This is a genomic window from Streptomyces sp. TOM-9 (assembly GCF_056858595.1).
Genome location: NZ_JBXEQB010000001.1, coordinates 8861326 through 8878136 on the forward strand (window position 1 = coordinate 8861326; position 16811 = coordinate 8878136).

10 protein-coding genes are annotated in these 16811 nt (G+C 72.6%); 6 read left to right on the top strand and 4 right to left on the bottom strand.

Annotated elements, in window-relative coordinates:
• Positions 1-190: 190 nt before the first annotated feature.
• A complete protein-coding gene (locus AC1VWI_RS40775) occupies positions 191-2605 on the bottom strand; it encodes a glycoside hydrolase family 32 protein (protein WP_499516097.1) in 2415 nt (804 codons plus the stop codon).
• A gap of 129 nt (positions 2606-2734) precedes the next feature.
• On the bottom strand, positions 2735-3748 hold the full coding sequence (locus AC1VWI_RS40780; RefSeq protein ID WP_499516098.1) for a carbohydrate kinase family protein: 1014 nt from the start codon (positions 3746-3748) through the stop codon (positions 2735-2737).
• A gap of 260 nt (positions 3749-4008) precedes the next feature.
• On the opposite strand from AC1VWI_RS40780, the gene AC1VWI_RS40785 reads away from it, so the two are divergent.
• The 6 genes from AC1VWI_RS40785 to AC1VWI_RS40810 all read left to right on the top strand — a co-directional run bounded on the left by AC1VWI_RS40785 (position 4009) and on the right by AC1VWI_RS40810 (position 10644).
• Positions 4009-5010: a sugar ABC transporter substrate-binding protein gene (locus AC1VWI_RS40785; RefSeq protein ID WP_499516099.1), complete on the top strand. Its 1002-nt coding sequence runs from the start codon at positions 4009-4011 to the stop codon at positions 5008-5010.
• A 5-nt stretch (positions 5011-5015) separates the two neighbouring features.
• Positions 5016-6011 (top strand): ABC transporter permease, encoded by a 996-nt coding sequence (locus tag AC1VWI_RS40790; protein ID WP_499516100.1) that lies wholly within the window; start codon positions 5016-5018, stop codon positions 6009-6011.
• Positions 6008-6907 carry an ATP-binding cassette domain-containing protein gene (locus AC1VWI_RS40795; protein WP_499516101.1) on the top strand — a complete coding sequence of 300 codons (900 nt, stop codon included), beginning with the start codon at positions 6008-6010 and terminating at the stop codon, positions 6905-6907. The genes AC1VWI_RS40790 and AC1VWI_RS40795 overlap by 4 nt, the downstream gene beginning before the upstream one ends.
• A gap of 50 nt (positions 6908-6957) precedes the next feature.
• Positions 6958-7986, top strand: coding sequence for a LacI family DNA-binding transcriptional regulator (locus AC1VWI_RS40800; protein ID WP_499516102.1), 1029 nt, complete (start codon positions 6958-6960; stop codon positions 7984-7986).
• A gap of 205 nt (positions 7987-8191) precedes the next feature.
• Complete coding sequence (locus AC1VWI_RS40805; protein WP_499516103.1) at positions 8192-9622, top strand: cytochrome ubiquinol oxidase subunit I; 1431 nt, start codon at positions 8192-8194, stop codon at positions 9620-9622.
• A complete protein-coding gene (locus tag AC1VWI_RS40810) occupies positions 9622-10644 on the top strand; it encodes a cytochrome d ubiquinol oxidase subunit II (protein ID WP_499516104.1) in 1023 nt (340 codons plus the stop codon). The genes AC1VWI_RS40805 and AC1VWI_RS40810 overlap by 1 nt, the downstream gene beginning before the upstream one ends.
• A gap of 397 nt (positions 10645-11041) precedes the next feature.
• Here the strand turns inward: AC1VWI_RS40810 and AC1VWI_RS40815 are convergent, their stop codons facing one another.
• Together AC1VWI_RS40815 and AC1VWI_RS40820 are read right to left on the bottom strand one after the other, a co-directional pair.
• Positions 11042-15586: a S8 family serine peptidase gene (locus AC1VWI_RS40815; protein ID WP_499516105.1), complete on the bottom strand. Its 4545-nt coding sequence runs from the start codon at positions 15584-15586 to the stop codon at positions 11042-11044.
• Between the two features lie 150 nt (positions 15587-15736).
• On the bottom strand, positions 15737-16747 hold the full coding sequence (locus tag AC1VWI_RS40820) for a LuxR C-terminal-related transcriptional regulator (protein WP_499516106.1): 1011 nt from the start codon (positions 16745-16747) through the stop codon (positions 15737-15739).
• Positions 16748-16811 lie beyond the last annotated feature (64 nt).

Here is a 16811-nt window from a genome sequence, read left to right on the forward strand (position 1 = left end):
GGAACGGGATCAAGAGGCCGGCTGGGCTGTTGCGAAGTGGCGGCCAACTGGAGCGTGTTGGCGTGATGCGGGATGCCGTCAGGGCGAACCGGAACGTGTTCAACGTTGGAAACCGGCGCGACGGAAGGACCGCCCGGGGCCGGGCACGGAAGCCCGCCCCGGAGCGGTCCCCGATGGGTCAGCCGGCGGCTCAGCCGATGGTCAGGTTCTGCACCAGGGTGTTGGCCGCGAAGCCGTTCACCCCGAACAACCCGGTCGCGTAGGTGTCGTCGGTGGCGTCGATGACGGGATCGGCGCCGCCGCCGAGCCAGACCCGGATGCGGGAGCCGTCCGTGCGCACCTTCAGGTGGTAGGTGCGGCCCTCGACGATCCGGGTGGCGTACGTCGCGATGTCCCGGCCCGGCCGCCACAGCTTGACCACGCCGCTGGAGTCGATGTTCGCCGTGTAGCCGGCGCCGTCGTCGCGGGCGCGGAAGGTGAGCCCGGCCGCCGTGCCGTTGGTGACGGACAGGTCGCCCTCGTACGTGAAGTCACCTCCCATGCGGTCGCTGAGGTAGAAGCCGTCCTGGGACGAACTACCCCTCAGCCCGGACGGTGTGACCGTCCAGGTCCCGCCTCGCGGGGTCCACCGGCCGGCGGGGAAGGCCGAGAAACCGGCCGTTCCGGTGTTGAGGTTCTGCACCGTCGCCGTGCCGTTGAAGACGTTCACCCCGAACACACCGGTGGTGTAGGTGTCGTCGGTGGCGTCGATGACGGGGTCGGTGCCGTTGTCCAGCCAGACCCGGATACGGGAGCCGCTCGTCTGCACCTTCAGGTGGTAGGTGCGGCCCTTCGTGACCGGGGTGGCGTAGGTCGCGATGTCCCGGCCCGGGCGCCACAGCTTGAGGACGCCGCTGGTGTCGATGTTCGCCGTGTAGCCCGCGCCCGAGGCGTTCGCGCGGAACGTCAGGCCCGCGGCCTGCGCGGTGTCCAGCGTGAGGTCGCCCTGGTAGACGGCGTCACCGCCGCTGCTCGCGCTCAGGTAGAACCCGTCGCCGCTCGTCGAGGCGCGCTTGCCGCCGCTGACGTCGGTCCACGCCCCGCCCGCGGCGTGCCACGGGCCCTTGAGGCTGCTCTCCAGGGTGGACTGGGCCGTGCCCCAGCTGGAGTTGAGGCGGGTGAAGGTCGCGCTGTCCAGCTTCACCTTGCCGCCGACGGCGAAGAGCCGGATGCCCTGGCTGTCCGCGGCGGAGTCGAAGTCGACGTTGTCGGACAGGGAGTAGAGCCCGCCGTCGGCGAACGTCTCCAACTGCCCCCGGTCCACCAGCAGCCGCATCGTGACCTTGCCGTTCCGCGGCTTGAGGGGCTTGCCCCGCAGGGTCTGCGCCGTGGTGTCGTAGACGACGCTGCGGTCGGCCGACCCGTCGGAGCGGGCGTGCAGGTCGAAGCCGAACTGCGTGGCCGTGGCGCCCTTCACGTCGAACTGGGCGGTGATCTCGTACGTGTCGGCCTTGATGCCCGCGAAGAGGTTCTCGCCCTTGGCCGCGTTGACCGTCTGGTTCTTCCAGCTGCGGGTCTCCGAGCCCAGTGAGGCCAGCTCGGCGACCGGTGTCCGGGTGATCCGCGGTCCGTCGGGGGTGCTGACCAGGCCGAGGGAGGCGGGGAAGGTCGAGTTGCCCGTCCAGGTGCTGCCGCGGTTGCCGCCCTGCCAGGCCATCTGCACGGTGCGGCCGTCGGGCGTGTTGGTGAACGTCTGGGCGGCGTAGAAGGTGCCCCCGGCGAAGGTGGTGCCCAGGTCCATCTGCTGCGGGCCGGTCCAGTCGGTGCGGAAGGTCGTGCCGTCGAAGGAGCCGACGACGTACTGACTGGACGCGGAGGTCAGGACCCACCGCTGCTGCCCGGCCTTGCCGTCCAGGGCCAGGGGGTACATGTCGGGGCACTCGAAGAGCCACGGTGCCTTGAAGCGGCTGGCGAAGGTCCAGTCGAGGAGGTTCGGGGAGGTGTAGACGGACACACCGTTGCCGCCCTCGTTGGACCAGACGACCATGGCCCAGCGGTGGCGTGCCGCGTCCCAGAACACCTTGGGGTCACGGCTCTCGGCGGGGATCTCGATCTGCTTGCGGCCCTTGTCGTAGGCCTGGAACGTCCGGCCGTCGTCGTTGCTGTAGAAGACGCTCACGCCGTCGGTGTTGGAGAACACCACGATCGGGTCGAGAGAGCCCGTCTTCAGCCCCGAGGTGTTGTCCTTGTCCACGACGCCGCCACCCGAGAAGAGCGTGCCGGGGTGGACGCCGGGTTCGAGCGCGATCGGCTTCTGGGTCCAGTGCACCAGATCGGTGCTGGTGGCGTGGCCCCAGTGCATGGTGTCCCAGGCCAGGCCGTGCGGATTGTGCTGGTAGAAGAAGTGGTAGAGCCCGTTGGCGTACACCAGGCCGTTGGGGTCGTTCATCCAGCCCGACTGCGAACTGAAGTGGAACTGGCCGCGGAACGGCTCGCTGTAGGTGGTCGCCGGATACGGGAACTCCGGGTATTCCCCCACGGTCCCGGCGACCGCGGGGGTGCCGGGCAGCAACGCGGCCAGGCTCGCGATCAGGGCGACGAGCAGCGCCCCGACTCTTCGACGCATGTGAACCCACTCTCTGCACGCCGGTGATGTCATCGTTGACACATGTCATCGCTGACATCCGATCGATGACCGATGATGGGCCCCTGCCGGGAGCCCGTCAACGCCCCCTGCAGGATCGGCTGCGGCACCTCACGAGGTCGGACGGACCGTCAGGTCAAGGGTTTCCGCCTCCAGTTGATGGGCCCACGGCGGGTTCGGTCCGGCGACGGCGCAGGTCAGCGCGGCCACGCGGGTCCCGTACGCGCAGGCCGCCACGACGTCGTCGGTGCGCAGCCGGTCGAGCCGGCCGCCCAGCAGCCCGCGGCCGCCGAGGTGGTGGAGGAGCCCCGCCGTGAAGGAGTCCCCGGCACCGACGGTGTCGACCACCTGCGCGGGCACACCGGGCACGGAGACCCGCCCGCCGTCGAGAGAGGCGAGGACGCCCCGCGCCCCGAGGGTGACCACGACCAGGCGGGCCCCCGACGCGTGGAAGTCGTCACAGGCCGCCTCCGGCGTGGTGCCCGGGGCCAGCACGGCGAGGTCGTCCTCGCTCAGCCGGAGGATGTCGGCCGTCGCGCACCACGTCCGGATCCGGTCGCGGTAGACCCGCGGATCGACCAGGGCGGGCCGGACGTTGGGGTCGATGCTGACCGTCGCGTGCTGCCGTGCCCCGGCCAGCACCTCCTCCAGGAGGACGGCCCCCGGTCGCCTGACCAGGGCGAGCGAACCGGAGTGGACGCAGGCCGCGTCGCCGAGTGCGGCGCGGCCCAGCTCCTCGCGCGTCCACTGCCAGTCCGCGGTGCCTTCGGCGTGGAAGGAGTACGCGGCCTGCCCGTCGCCGTCGACGTCGGCGACCGCCAGCGTGCTGGGTTCGGGAGCGTCCGTGGCCGCCGACAGGTCGACACCCGATGCCAGCAGGTGGGCGCGGAACAGGCGGCCGAAGACGTCACCGGACAACCGTGCCAGCAGCCGGGTCGGCGTGCCGAGACGGGCCAGGCCCACGGCGGTGTTGGCCGGACCGCCGCCCGGCAGGGCGCGCAGCCGCAGCTCCTGCGACCCGTCCGGGGAGCGGCCGGGCGCCCCGGACGGGGCCGCCCCGTGCCCGGGTTCGGGGAAGACATCGGCGACGCACTCTCCGAGCACGGTGACCTGACGCGGCTGCATGGGGTGGTTCCTCCAGGTGGGAGCGGGGACGTGGGCCGGCCCCGGCGGCGGCCCGGGCGGGGTGTCGGGGGCGGGCGCCACGTGCTGCCAACGGGCTTCCTCGGCAAAGGCATTGACGTTGCCGGAGCGGGAGTCCATCATCCTCCGCATGCGGTGTCAACGATGACATGTGTCAACGTTGGCATTCCCCTGGCGAGATCCTTCGCCGAACGCAGCGCCATACGGCTTTCCCCGCTCACTGCTTCCCGTAGGAGTCGCAGATGTCCCGTAGAGCCCGTCCGGTCCTCGTCATCGGTGCCGCCGGCCTCGCCCTGTCACTGGCCGCGTGCGGTTCCGGTTCCGGCGGCGGCTCCCCGTCCGGGGGCAAGGTGAAGGTCGGCCTGATCACCAAGACCGACACCAATCCCTACTTCGTCAAGATGAAGCAGGGCGCAGAGCAGGCCGCCAAGAGCGAGAACATTGAACTGACCACCGCGGCGGGCAAGTTCGACGGTGACAACGCCAGCCAGGTCACGGCGCTGGAGAACATGGTCGCCGCCGGCGTCAAGGGCGTGCTCATCACCCCCAACGACTCCAAGGCCATCGTCCCCGCGATCGCGAAGGCCCGTGCCAAGGGCGTGCTCGTCATCGCCCTGGACACCCCTCCGGAGCCGCAGGACGCCGCCGACGCGCTGTTCGCCACCGACAACGTGAAGGCCGGCGAGCTGATCGGCGCGTACGCCAAGGCCGCGATGGCCGGCAAGACGCCGAAGATCGCCACGCTGGACCTCGCCCCCGGCGTGTCGGTCGGCGTGCAGCGCCACGAGGGCTTCATCAAGGGGTTCGGGGTCAGCGCCTCCGACCCGTCGATCGTCTGCTCCCAGGACACCGGCGGTGACCAGGCCAAGGGCCAGACCGCCATGGAGACCTGCCTGCAGAAGGCACCCGACATCAACCTGGTCTACGCGATCAACGAGCCGGCGGCGCTCGGCGCGTACACCGCCATCAAGGCCAAGGGCCGCGAGAAGGACGTCACGATCGTCGCCATCGACGGCGGCTGCACCGGCGTGCAGGCGGTCAAGGACGGCAAGATCGCCGCGACCTCCCAGCAGTACCCCCTGAAGATGGCCGCCGACGGCGTCAAGGCGGTGGCCGCGTTCGCCAAGGACGGCAAGAAGACCAGCGGCTACACCGACACCGGCGTCACCCTGATCACCGACAAGGCGCAGACGGGCGCGGAGTCCAAGGACACCGGCTTCGGCCTGCAGAACTGCTGGGGCTGAGCCCGGTGACCGCATCCACCTCGCTCCCCGCCGTGAGCAGGGAACCGGCCGCGCTGCGCCGGTTCCTCACGGCGCCCGCCGCGGGACCGTTCGCGGCCCTCGTCCTCGCCTCGGTGTTCTTCTCCCTGGCCACCGACCAGTTCCTCTCCGGCGGCAACTTCTCGCTGATCCTCCAGCAGGTCATGGTGGTCGGCACGCTCGCCATCGGCCAGACGCTGATCATCCTCACCGCCGGCATCGACCTGTCGTGCGGCGCGGTCATGGCCTTCGGCGGCATCCTCATCGCCAAACTCGCCGTCCAGGGTCCGCTGCCGCCGCTGCTCGCCATCGCCCTCGGCATCCTGGTCTGCGGAGCGTTCGGTCTGGTCAACGGGCTCCTGGTGCGGACGGTGCCGCTGCCCCCGTTCATCGTGACGCTGGGCATGCTCAACGTCGCCTTCGCCCTCACCCACATCTACTCCGACGAACAGACCGTCACCGGCCTCCCGGAACCGCTCACCGCGCTGGGTCGCACCTTCCCGCTCGGCAGGACCGACGTCACCTACGGGTCGCTGGTCACGATCGCCCTCTTCCTGGGCTTCGCCTACGCGCTGAGCAGCACCGCCTGGGGCCGCCACGTCTACGCCCTCGGCAACAGCGCGGAGAGCGCACGGCTCAGCGGCATCCGGGTCTCCCGGCTCACCGTCGGCGTCTACACGGTGGCCGGACTGGTCTACGGCATCGCCGCCCTGCTGCTGGTGTCGCGGACCGGGGTCGGCGACCCCCAGGCGGGGCAGACCGACAACCTCGACAGCATCACCGCCGTCGTCCTCGGCGGCACGAGCCTGTTCGGCGGCCGCGGCACCGTCCTCGGCACGTTCGTCGGTGTGCTCATCGTCGGCGTCTTCCGCAACGGCCTGCAGTTGATGGGCGTCTCCTCCGTGTACCAGACGCTGGTCACCGGCGTGCTGGTGATCCTCGCGGTGACCGTCGACCAGCTCTCGCGAAAGGGGACCCGATGACCGGCCCCGCTCCCCGGGACCCCGCCCCCCGGGACCCGGAGTCCCCCGCACCGGAGGCCCCGGCGCCCGCCACCGGGCCCGAACCCGTGCTCAGCGCGCGCGGGCTGGTCAAGCGCTACGGACACGTCACCGCCATCGACCACGCTGACTTCGACCTCATGCCCGGCGAGGTGCTGGCCGTCATCGGCGACAACGGTGCCGGCAAGACCAGCCTGATCAAGGCGCTCACCGGCGCACTCGTCCCCGACGCCGGCGAGATCCGGCTGCACGGCAGACCCATCAGGTTCGCCGGGCCGCAGGACGCGCGGGCGCACGGCATCGAGACGGTGTACCAGGACCTCGCCGTCGCGGCGTCCATGGACATCGCGTCCAACATGTTCCTGGGCCGCGAGATCCGCCGCCCCGGCGTGCTGGGCTCGGTGCTCCGCCTGCTGGACAAGAAGGCGATGCGCCGTCAGGCCGCCGACCACATGGCCGCGCTCAAGGTCGGCGTCGGCTCGATCACGCAGCCGGTGGAGACGCTCTCCGGCGGCCAGCGCCAGGCCGTCGCCGTGGCCCGCGCGGCCGCCTGGGCGCGCAGCGTCGTGGTGATGGACGAGCCGACCGCCGCCCTCGGCGTCAAGGAGTCAGGACAGGTCCTCGACCTCATCCGCCGGGTACGGGACAAGGGCATCCCGGTGATCCTCATCAGCCACAACATGCCCCACGTCTTCGAGATCGCCGACCGCGTCCACGTCCACCGGCTGGGCAGGCGGGAGGCCGTCATCAAGCCGTCGGACTACTCGATGGCCGAGGTGGTGGCCATCATGACCGGCGCGCTCGGCGTGCGACCGGACGGCGGTACGGTCGTGGCGGACAGTGACGCAGCCTCGGCCGCAGGGGTCGGGGGGAGCTGACCGACGGGCCCCGGCATCCGCGGGGCCGACATCCGGAGAAAAGGTGGTCCATGACAGCGACCCGCAGACCGACCCTCGCCGACGTGGCCCGCGAGGTGGGTGTCAGTGCCAAGACGGTCTCCCGGGTGCTGAACGAGGACGGTCCCAGCTCCGCGGAGACCAGGAGGCGGGTGCTGGAGGCCGTGGCGAAGCTCGGCTTCCAGCCCAACCTCATGGCCAGGAGCATGCGGGTGGGCGGCCCCGACACCACCGTGGGTCTGGTGGTGCCGGACCTGGGCAACCCGTTCTTCGGCGCCGTCGCCGGCGGCATCGAGGACGCCGTGCACGGGCACGGACTGACCCTGCTGATGGGTTCGTCGGACGACGACCCGGAGCGGGAGCACGCGCTGATCGGCACCTTCCTGGCCCGCCGGGTCAGCGTGCTCATGGTCGCGCCCGCGGTGGGCGCCGACCACGCCCACCTGAAGTCCCACCGGGCCGCCGGACTGCCGGTGGTCTTCCTCGACCGGCCCGGCAACGGCCTGACCGCCGACACCGTGGTCAGCTCCAACCGGGCCGGCACGCAGGAGGGCGTCGCCCACCTGATCGCCGGCGGACACCGCAGGATCGGGTTCATAGGCGACCTCCCGGCCCGGCTGTACACCCGCCGTGAGAGGCTCGCCGGCTACCGCGCCGCGCTCGCCGAGGCCGGGCTGCCCCACGACCGCGCCCTCGTCGCCGACGCGCACGACCCGGCCGGCGCCGCCGAGGCGACGGCCCGGCTGCTCGCCCTGCCCGACCCGCCCACCGCGCTGCTGTCGGGCAACAACGTCATGACGATCGGGGTCATGACCGAGCTCTCCCGCAGCGGGCGCAAGGACGTCGCGGTGGTCGCCTTCGACGACGTCCCCATGGCCGCCATCCTCGAACCCGCCCTCACCGTCGTGGCCCAGAATCCGGTCACCATGGGCGAGTTGGCGGGCTCCACCGCCCTCGAACGCCTTGAGGGCGACCGCACCCGGGCCCGCACCCTCCTGGTCGAGACCCGGCTCGTCCCCCGTGGCTCGGGGGAACTGCCCCCGCCCGCCCGTACCCGCTGACCGCCGGGTGCCGCGCCGGGGACCGGCCGGACCTCGACCACCGAACGGGTCATCGGCCCCCGCCCGCAGTGCGCATTCCCGCCCATACCGATCGTCGTGACCTATGGTGAGCGTCCTGTCACGAAAGGGTCGTGGTCGATGTGATGGCGGTGGCGTGCACGGGGGGCCCAGGCCGGAAGCCCCCTGCTGACCGGCGGTGCGGGCGATGACGGGGGCCTGGCAGGTGGTGGCGCAGGGCCTCGGGTCGGCGGGTGATCCGGCGCAGTTGCTGCCGGCCCGTCAGCAGATGGCCTTCACTCTGGGCTTCCACATCATCCTGGTGCCGTTCGGTGTCGCCCTCACCACGCTGATGCTCATCGCGAACCACCGCGGTCTGCGCCGCGGGGACGCCGACGCCATGCTGCTGGCGCGGCGCTGGTCGAAGGTGGCCGCGGTGCTCTTCGCCGTGGGGGCGATCACGGGCACCGTCCTCTCCTTCGAGCTGGGCATCCTCTGGCCGGGCCTGATGCGCGGGTACGGGCCGGCCTTCGGGTTCCCGTTCGCCATCGAGGGGCTGTTCTTCTTCCTCGAGGCGATCTTCGTGTCCCTCTACATCTACGGCTGGGACCGGCTGTCGCCGTGGGCGCACTTCTGGACGGGCGTACCGGTGGCGCTCTCCAGCATCGGGGGCGCGGCCGCCGTCATCGCGGCCAACAGCTGGATGAACCAGCCCGGCGGCTTCACGATGCGCGACGGGAAGATCGTGGCCGTCCGGCCGGCGGAGGTCTTCTTCAACGGGGCGTTCCGGTGGGAGTTCCTCCACATGCTGCTCGCCGCGTACATCGTCGCCGGTTTCGCGGTGGCGAGCGTCTACGCGGTCGGCATGCTGCGGGGCCGTACGTCCCGCTACCACCGCACCGGGTTCCTCATCGGCTTCGTCACCGCCGCCGTCGCGCTGCCCCTGCAGGTCGTGGTGGGCGACACCATCGCCCGGTACGTGTACCAGGCCGAGCCCGCCAAGTTCGCCGCGGTCGAGCTGCTGCCGCAGACCGGCACGCACGTCCCGGAGACGCTCGGCGGGGTACTGGTCGACGGCGAGGTCAGGTACGGGCTCCCCGTACCGGACATGGCCTCCCTGCTGGCCGGATTCCACCCGTCCACCGAGATCAAGGGGCTCGACGCGATCCCCGCGGACGTACGCCCCTCGGACCGGATCGTGAGCACCGTCCACCTCGCCTTCGACGTGATGGTCGGGCTGTCCTTCGCCCTGCTGGCGCTCGTCGTGTGGTTCCTCTGGCTGTGGTGGCGGCGGCGCTCCCTGGAACGGCAGCCGTGGTTCCTGCGCTGCTGCGCGGTCAGCGGGCTCGCCGCCGTGGCCTGCCTGGAGACCGGATGGATGGTCACGGAGCTGGGCCGCCAGCCCTGGACCGTCGTCGGCCACCTCCTCACCCGCGACGCGGTGACCACCCAGGGCAACCTGTGGCCGTTCTTCGGGTCGGTCGTCGTCATCTACGCGGCCGTGGGCGCCGGCGCGGTGACGGTGCTGCTGTCGATGAAACGGCGCTGGCAGGCCGGGGACGACGACAGCGTGGACGTCCCCTACGGTCCGCGCAGCGGCCCGGAACCCGTCGCTGCGCGAGCCGGGACGGAGCGGTGATGCCGGAAGCTGTCGCGGCCTTCCTCTTCCTCGGCGTCATCGCGTACTGCCTCTTCGGCGGCGCGGACTTCGGCGCCGGTTTCTGGGACCTGACGGCGGGCGGGGCCGAGCGGGGCCGGCGCCCCAGGCACCTGATCGACACCTCCGTCGGCCCGGTGTGGGAGGCCAACCACACCTGGCTCGTCTACTGCCTGGTCTTCCTCTGGTCGGGGTTCCCGGCCGCGTTCACCGCCATCACCACGACCCTCTACGTCCCGCTGGGCATCGCCGTCCTGGGCATCGTGCTGCGCGGCGCCGGCTTCGCCTTCCGCAAGGCCTCGCTGCGCACCCCCGAGCAGCGGGTGTACGGGGTCGCGTTCGCCGCCTCGTCCGTCCTGACCCCGTACTGCTTCGGATCGATCGCCGGGGGCATCGCCTCCGGGCGCGTGCCCTCGGCGGGCAACGGGAACGCCGTCACGAGCTGGCTGAACCCCACGTCGGTGCTCGGCGGCGTGCTGGCCGTCCTCGTCTGCGCCTACCTCGCCGCCACCTACCTGTACGTGGCGGCCCGTCAGCAGCGCGACCACACCCTGCAGCGGCACTTCCGCAGCAGGGCCCTGTGCGCCGCCGTGCTGACCGGAGCCGTCAGCATCGCCGGCGTCTTCGTGCTGCAGCAGGACTCGCCGCACCTGTTCCGCCGTCTCAGTCACGGCGCCCTGCCGCTGGTGCTGCTGGCGGCGCTCTGCGGGGTCGCGACCACGGTCATGGTGTGGCGTCAGCGGACGAGGTTCCTGCGCGGGCTCGCCGCGGCCGCGGTCGCCCTGGTCGTGCTCGGGTGGGGCGTCGCCCAGTACCCGTACCTCCTCGGCACCCATCTGGAGATCGGCGAGGCCGCGGCCCCGCAGGCCACCCTGGCGGTGACGATCGGCGTCGCCGTCGTGGCCGGACTCCTCATCTTCCCCTCCATCGCGCTCCTGTTCCGGCTCGCCAACCGGGGCAGCCTGCGGCCGGGGGATCAGGAACCGGCCGAGCCGCGGCCCTGAGGGCACGTCCGCCCGGGCGCACGTGAACGGGGGGAGAGGGGGAGGCGATTGCCCGCCGATGCCTGCGTGTACGCGCCAGGTCATCAGCGGGTCCGGGTTCTCGCGGGCCGAGGTCGCCGTGGCGTGGGCCGCGATCCTGCTCGTCATGGGGCAGCCGAGCGGCGAGTCCCCGGCCGGGGACTCGCCGTCATGGGGCGTTCGCGTCCCGGGCGTGCCGCAGACGGCGGGGCGCCCGGGGGCCGGAGTGCCCGCTCCCCTCGCCGGGACCATGGGCCCCGCGTTGCGGTGTCCACGGTGGCGGGCACGCCCGGCGGTCCGGTCGGCGGGCACGCACCCTGTGATGACCGCGGCCCGGCCGGCGTACCCCTGGGGAGGGTACTCCGGCCGGGCCCACCGGTCAGCCGGAGAGGCCGAGTACGGTCTCGCCCGAACGGCCCGCCCCGGTTCCGGTCACCCGTACCGTCAGCGTCCGTCCGTGGCCGTGCGGGACCGTGACGAACGCGTGGGCGAAGCCCGCGGCCGTCGCGCGGCCGGAGCCGACGACCCGGCCGTCGAGCCGCACGGTGAACCGTTCACTCGGCGACAGGCCCGCCGCGGTGACCGACGCCGTGGAACCGGCGGCCGCCTCCCTGGGCATGGTGTCGACCACGAACGGCGACCGGGACCCGGAGCCGTGCACCGGTTCGAGGTCGTCCGCGTCCACCGGCGGCACGAGGATCCGCCGCACCGCCAGGGCCTGGAAGATCGGGCCCTGGATCTCGTAGTACGCGGTGGCCCACAGCGGCCGCCCGGCGGGCACCGTGACGGTCCGGGAGATCGGCGCCCCCTCCTGCGGGCTGCGCGTGGTGGGGATGCGCTCGTCGAGGAGGAGCGAGCTGCCCGCGTAGATCTCCGGGCCCTCGCCGACGGTCAGGGCGAATCCCCCGCTGTACGCCGCGGGACGGTTGGTCACGGTCATCCTCAGCGGCGCGGGGCCGCCGTGGTGCTTCGCCGGGGTGCCGCGCTGGAAGGTCGCGTAGAACGGCTCCACCATCGCGGGCCGGCCGGTGCGCCCGGCACGGTCCTTGTTCCGGTACGTGGCCACGGTCGTCCCGTCGAGCACGAGGTCGAGGCGGTCCACCCCGGTCGTGTCGTAGGAGCGGGTGAACGTGTCCTCGGGATCGGTCTGCAGCGTGGCGAGGACCAGGTCGCCGTTGGTCAGCTTGTAGCGCAGCGTCGGGAAGACCGGCACCTCCGAGTTGTTGGTGTAGCTCACCTGCGCGGTGTGCGCCGTGCTGCGGTCCTCGGTGATGGACGCGGTGCTCGCCTTGACGGCGGTGGGCGTCCAGGTCACCGACTTGGTCTGCCCGGTGCGGCCGTGGCCCGCGACCACGGCGAGGGTGGCGGTGAGCTTCCCCGGCCTGGTCTCGACCGGGTCGGACTTCCAGGCGTACCAGGGCAGTTCGCCCGCGTCGACGGCGAGCGTCCGGTCCAGGTAGGTGCCGGAGGCGCCGCGGACGGTGATGCGCACCGTGCCCTTGCCCTTGACGGCGGTGGTCATCGCGGCCAGCGGGTTGCCGTCGAAGGCGTGGGCGTCGGAGTGCTCGGCGTCGCCCAGGACCAGCTTGGCGACGGTGAAGGAGCCGCCCGCGCTCCGGCTGCCGTACCTGACCTCCAGGGTCTGCTTCCCGGTGGCGATGTCGGCCGGGAGGGTGACGAGACGGCCCACGCCGCCGTCGTCGGTGGTGCGTCCGGTCGCCAGCACCCGGTTGGTGCCCTTCACCCGGATCTGGAAGTCGACGGCCGGGGTCAGGTCCTTCGCCACGACGACGGCGGACTGGCCCGGCACGGCGTAGGCGGGCTTGACGGCGACCGTGGGCCGGGCGCCGGGGGAACCGCCGGGCGGGCCGGTGCGCGGGTCACCGGTGACGGTCACGTAGGTGGTCCGTCCGGTGTCGCCGTACGTGACGCGGCCGAGGTACACCGCTCCGGCCCGCAGGCCCTTCCAGGACAGGGTGACCGGGGTGGTGCCGCCCGCGTGCAGGGCCGCCGTGGCGGGCTGCGCGGTGTACGAGCCCTCGGCGCCCTTGTCGCCCAGGGCGAAGCTGGTCACCGTGAAGTCGAGCGGTCCGGACCCGGCGAAGAAGTCCACCTCGACCTCGTACAGACCGGGTTCGGGGTCCTCCAGGTCGAGCTGCTCGTCGGCGGACTCGGTGGCCGCCCGGTCGACCAGCGCCGTGTCGCCGTACTCGTTGAGCCGGTACACCGACAGGTCCAGGTCGGCCGAGTCGTCGGCGGCGTCGAGGGCGAAGCGGGCGTGCTCCGTCCCGGCCGGCACCTCCACGACGTGGGTCCGCGCGGGTCCGCCGACCGTTCCCGAGTCCTGGACCCGCAGGCCGCGGGAGAGCCCGGTGAGGTCCAGCGGCACGTCGCGGTCCTCTCCGCCCTTGAGGGGCAGGGTGGTCCGGCCGGTGCTCCCCGCGGCGGCGACCGCCGTGGGCGCCACCAGGGTCACCGGTCGTACGGCGACCGCGCTGCGCACGCTCTGCCCACCGGCGCGCCAGGTCAGGTACCCCGTGGCGTACTCGCCCAGCGGCGCGGTGGTCCGGGTGAACGTCACCTTGAACGTCCTGGACTGCCCCGCCGCGGTGAAGGTCAGCGACCGCGGCTCGACGACGGTGTCCACGCCCGGGATCCGCACGGGGTCGGCGGTGAAGGTGCCGGGCCCCGTCGACGTCACGGTGCGGGTCACGGTCTGCCGGCCGGCCAGCGAACCGACGCCGATCGACGCCAGGTTGAGGTCGGACGGCGCGGGCGCCGTACGGTCGCCCTTGACCCCGGCGACGTACCGCGCCCAGTCGTCGGGACCGTTCAGGTACAGCAGCCCGGGGTGCAGGTAACGGGTCGCGTCCACCTGGCCGTTGCCCTGGGCGAAGACGTCCTCCGACGCTTCCCCCGCGCCCGTCACGGTGGGCCGGGTGGTGGTCATCAGCGCGGACTTGATCTCGGCCGGGGTCGCCTGCGGGTGCAGGCCGAGGTAGAGCGCGCCGAGACCGGCCACGTGCGGGGACGCCATCGAGGTGCCCGACATGAAGGTGAAGCTCGGCCGCCCACCGGCGGCGTTGGCGCCGTCGGCGAGGACGGCCACACCCGGAGCCGCGAGGTCGGGCTTGATCAGGTCGCCGCCGTCGGCCTGGACCGGGCCGCGCGAGGAGAACCCGGCGATCTGCGGGACCGCCGCCGACGCCAGCCGGTGCGGGTTGCCGGCCACCAGGGTGGCCGTGGGCGCGTCGGTGGCGGCGTACGAGACCAGCGCGTCGTAGCCGTCCGCGTCGACGGCGATCGTCGGGACGGCGTGGGTGTCGAGGTCCGTCGAGTCCGGCGAGGGGTTCACCAGGACCATCCCGATGCCGCCCGCGCGCTTCACCTCGGCCGACTTGGCCGCCCGGTCGTACGTGCCGCGCTCGCACAGCACGATCGCGCCCTTGACCTTGGCACCGTCCAGGCTGTCGGGACCGCACAGCTGCGGCCGGACGGAGATCGCGGTCCTGGCGCCCGAGGCGGCGACCAGCGGGCCGGTCACCTTGCGGCCGTCCGCCGGGAGCGAGACGGACGCGCCGAGCACGTTCTGGCCGTCGCCGAGCTCCACCGTGGCCTCGCGGGTCGGCATGGTGCTCGCCGCCGCGGTGGTGATCCACGGCGATGCGTTGTCGACGGTGCTGTCGCCGGGCCCGGAGTTGCCGCCGGCGTTGGCGACGAAGATGCCGCTCGCGGCGGCGTTGCGGAACGCCTCGTCCACGACCGAGTCGGTGGTGAGGGCGCCGCCGGCCGAGCCGATGGAGTAGTTGATCACGTCGACGTTGTCGGCGACGGCCGCGTCGATCGCGGCCAGCAGGTCACCGGTGGCGCAGCCGTCGTCCGTGGTGTCCTTCGCGTCGGGGCCGCTCCAGCAGGCCTTGTAGGCCGCCACCTTGGCGGCCGGCGCGACACCGGAGATCGGGCCCATCGGCACGCCGCCCAGGTCGGCGGCGACGCCGCCCGCGCCCGCGGCCGTGCTGGCGGTGTGCGAACCGTGCGCCTCGCCGTCCCGCGGCGACAGGTACTCGCCGACCGAGGGGCCGCCGATGTGGGTGGCGCCGAAGTTGTCGACGAAGTAGCGCGCGGACACCAGCTTGGTGGAGCAGTCCGCGGTGGTGAACTGGACGCCCGCGGTGCAGGTGCCGGTGAAGGTCCCGCCGTCCGCCTTGCGGAAGGTGACCACGGAGCCGTCCAGGTACGGCTCCTGACCGGGCGCGGTACCGAGCGGCGCACCGGCGAACGAGGGGTTCTCCGGGGCGATGCCGGTGTCGACGACGCCGACGACCACGCCCTTGCCGGCGCCCGCGACGCCGCCGTTGGCGGCCCACACCCCGCTCGTGCCGCTGAGGCCCAGGTAGTCCGTCGAGTTGACGGCGGCCAGCGGCTTGCGCAGGTCGTCCTTGACGACCGACACCACCGTGGGATCGGCGCGCAACTCCTCGACCTGCCGTGGCTGGAGCTCGGCCGTGAAGCCGTTGAGCGCGGCGGAGTACGAGGAGATCACGCGGGCGCCGACCGTCTTGGCCGCGTCGTCCTGACGCTCGCGCAGGTAGGTGCGGTAGGCCTTCACGGGTGCCGAGCCCGCCTTCAGGCCCTCGCCCTCGCGGGGGGCCGTGCGGGCCTTGCCGGCCACGCCGCCGGTGTACGTCGCCGCGGCCGGCTCGCGCAGGGTGACGATGTACCGCCCGGCGGACGGCGGTTCGCCGTTCCCCGGGTCGTGCGCGGCGAACGGCGCCGGGACGGCGGGTGGCGTGGGGACCGGGGCCGCGACGGCCGGTGCCGGGGCGGCCGCGGTGAGGACCGTCAGGCTGACGCCGGCGACGAGGGCCGCGAGTGACCGCGGTATCGCCGACCGGCGCGCAGAAGGATGGGCAGGTGGTGCCACCAAAGCTCCTTCATCAGGGGGTGGCCGGACAGCCCGGCCGAGTGGAACGCCGTTCGGGCGCACACAAGTTCTAGCCGGGTGATCCTTTGGTGACCAACGTCCTGCGCTGCCGAAACCGGCCAGTGGCCAGAAGGGGCCACCGCCTTCCGGTCAGATCCAGTTGCGGCGGGCCGCGGCGACGCCCGCGCCGAACCGGTTGGTGGCGCCGAGTTCGGTGAACAGGTCCTGGATCCTGCGGCGCAGCGTCCGGGGCGAGATGCCCAGCTGGCGGGCGATCGCCTCGTCCTTGACGCCGGCCGCGAAGAGCGCGAGCAGGTTCCGCTCCTCGTCGGTCGGCCTGCGGGACCCGTCCGCTGCGTCCGCCGGATCCCCCGGGACCGCCGTCGGCAGGGTGCCGGATCCCGGCTCACCGGTCAACGGGGAGGCGGAGGCCCAGTACTTCTCGAAGAATTCACCCAAGGCCTCCAGCAGGGGCGGGGATTCGGTGTAGAGGTACTCGGCGCTCCCGACCGACAGGCTCAGCGACACCATCGCGGCCGACCGGTCGGCCATCGCCAGCTTGATCGGCAGCGCCGGCACGACCCTGGCCTCCTCCCCGCGCGACACGAGGCTGCCCAGCTCCTGCCACCCGCCGTCGGCCTCGAAGCTGGCGGCGGCGTAGACCGCCCGCACCCGCACGCCCCGCCGTACCGCCGCCTCGTCGAGCGGCTCGTTCGGGGCGAGCAGGAACGGCGGGCGGTCCAGGGCGCACAGTTCGCTCCGCGCGGTCTGCTTGAGCCGGTAGTAGCGGTCCCCGACGGCCTCCAGGCCGCTGATCACGGCGGTGCCGGGACCGCCGTCCCTGGCCCTCCTGGCCGCGTCGAAGAGCACGCCCAGCGGGCCGGCCGCCTCGCGCACCGCGGCCAGCTGGCGCTCGCGCGACTCGACGAGCGCGTGCAGCGCGTGCCGGGGGTCCACCGTGAAGAACTCGCCCGAGGAGCGGCGGCTCATCAGCCCCGCGTGGTGGAGCTGTTCGAGCACCGCCAGCCCCTCGTCCGCCGTCACGCCGAGGGCGGCGACCACGTCGTCGACGGTCGTGCTGTCGCGGGACAGCAGGAGGCGGTAGGCCCGCTCCGCCACCGTGTCCACCCCGACCCACGCGAGCGGTGCGTCATTCTCCACGAGAGCATCCATTCCTGCCGTCCACGTCGCCGACGAGATCGAACCAAGAACGGGCGGCAACTTC

Coding starts and splice junctions, on each gene's coding strand:
- AC1VWI_RS40775 (WP_499516097.1), bottom strand. CDS start 2,605: ATGCGTCGAAGAGTCGGGGCGCTGCTCGTCGCCCTGATCGCGAGCCTG.
- AC1VWI_RS40780 (WP_499516098.1), bottom strand. CDS start 3,748: ATGCAGCCGCGTCAGGTCACCGTGCTCGGAGAGTGCGTCGCCGATGTC.
- AC1VWI_RS40785 (WP_499516099.1), top strand. CDS start 4,009: ATGTCCCGTAGAGCCCGTCCGGTCCTCGTCATCGGTGCCGCCGGCCTC.
- AC1VWI_RS40795 (WP_499516101.1), top strand. CDS start 6,008: ATGACCGGCCCCGCTCCCCGGGACCCCGCCCCCCGGGACCCGGAGTCC.
- AC1VWI_RS40800 (WP_499516102.1), top strand. CDS start 6,958: ATGACAGCGACCCGCAGACCGACCCTCGCCGACGTGGCCCGCGAGGTG.
- AC1VWI_RS40805 (WP_499516103.1), top strand. CDS start 8,192: ATGACGGGGGCCTGGCAGGTGGTGGCGCAGGGCCTCGGGTCGGCGGGT.
- AC1VWI_RS40810 (WP_499516104.1), top strand. CDS start 9,622: ATGCCGGAAGCTGTCGCGGCCTTCCTCTTCCTCGGCGTCATCGCGTAC.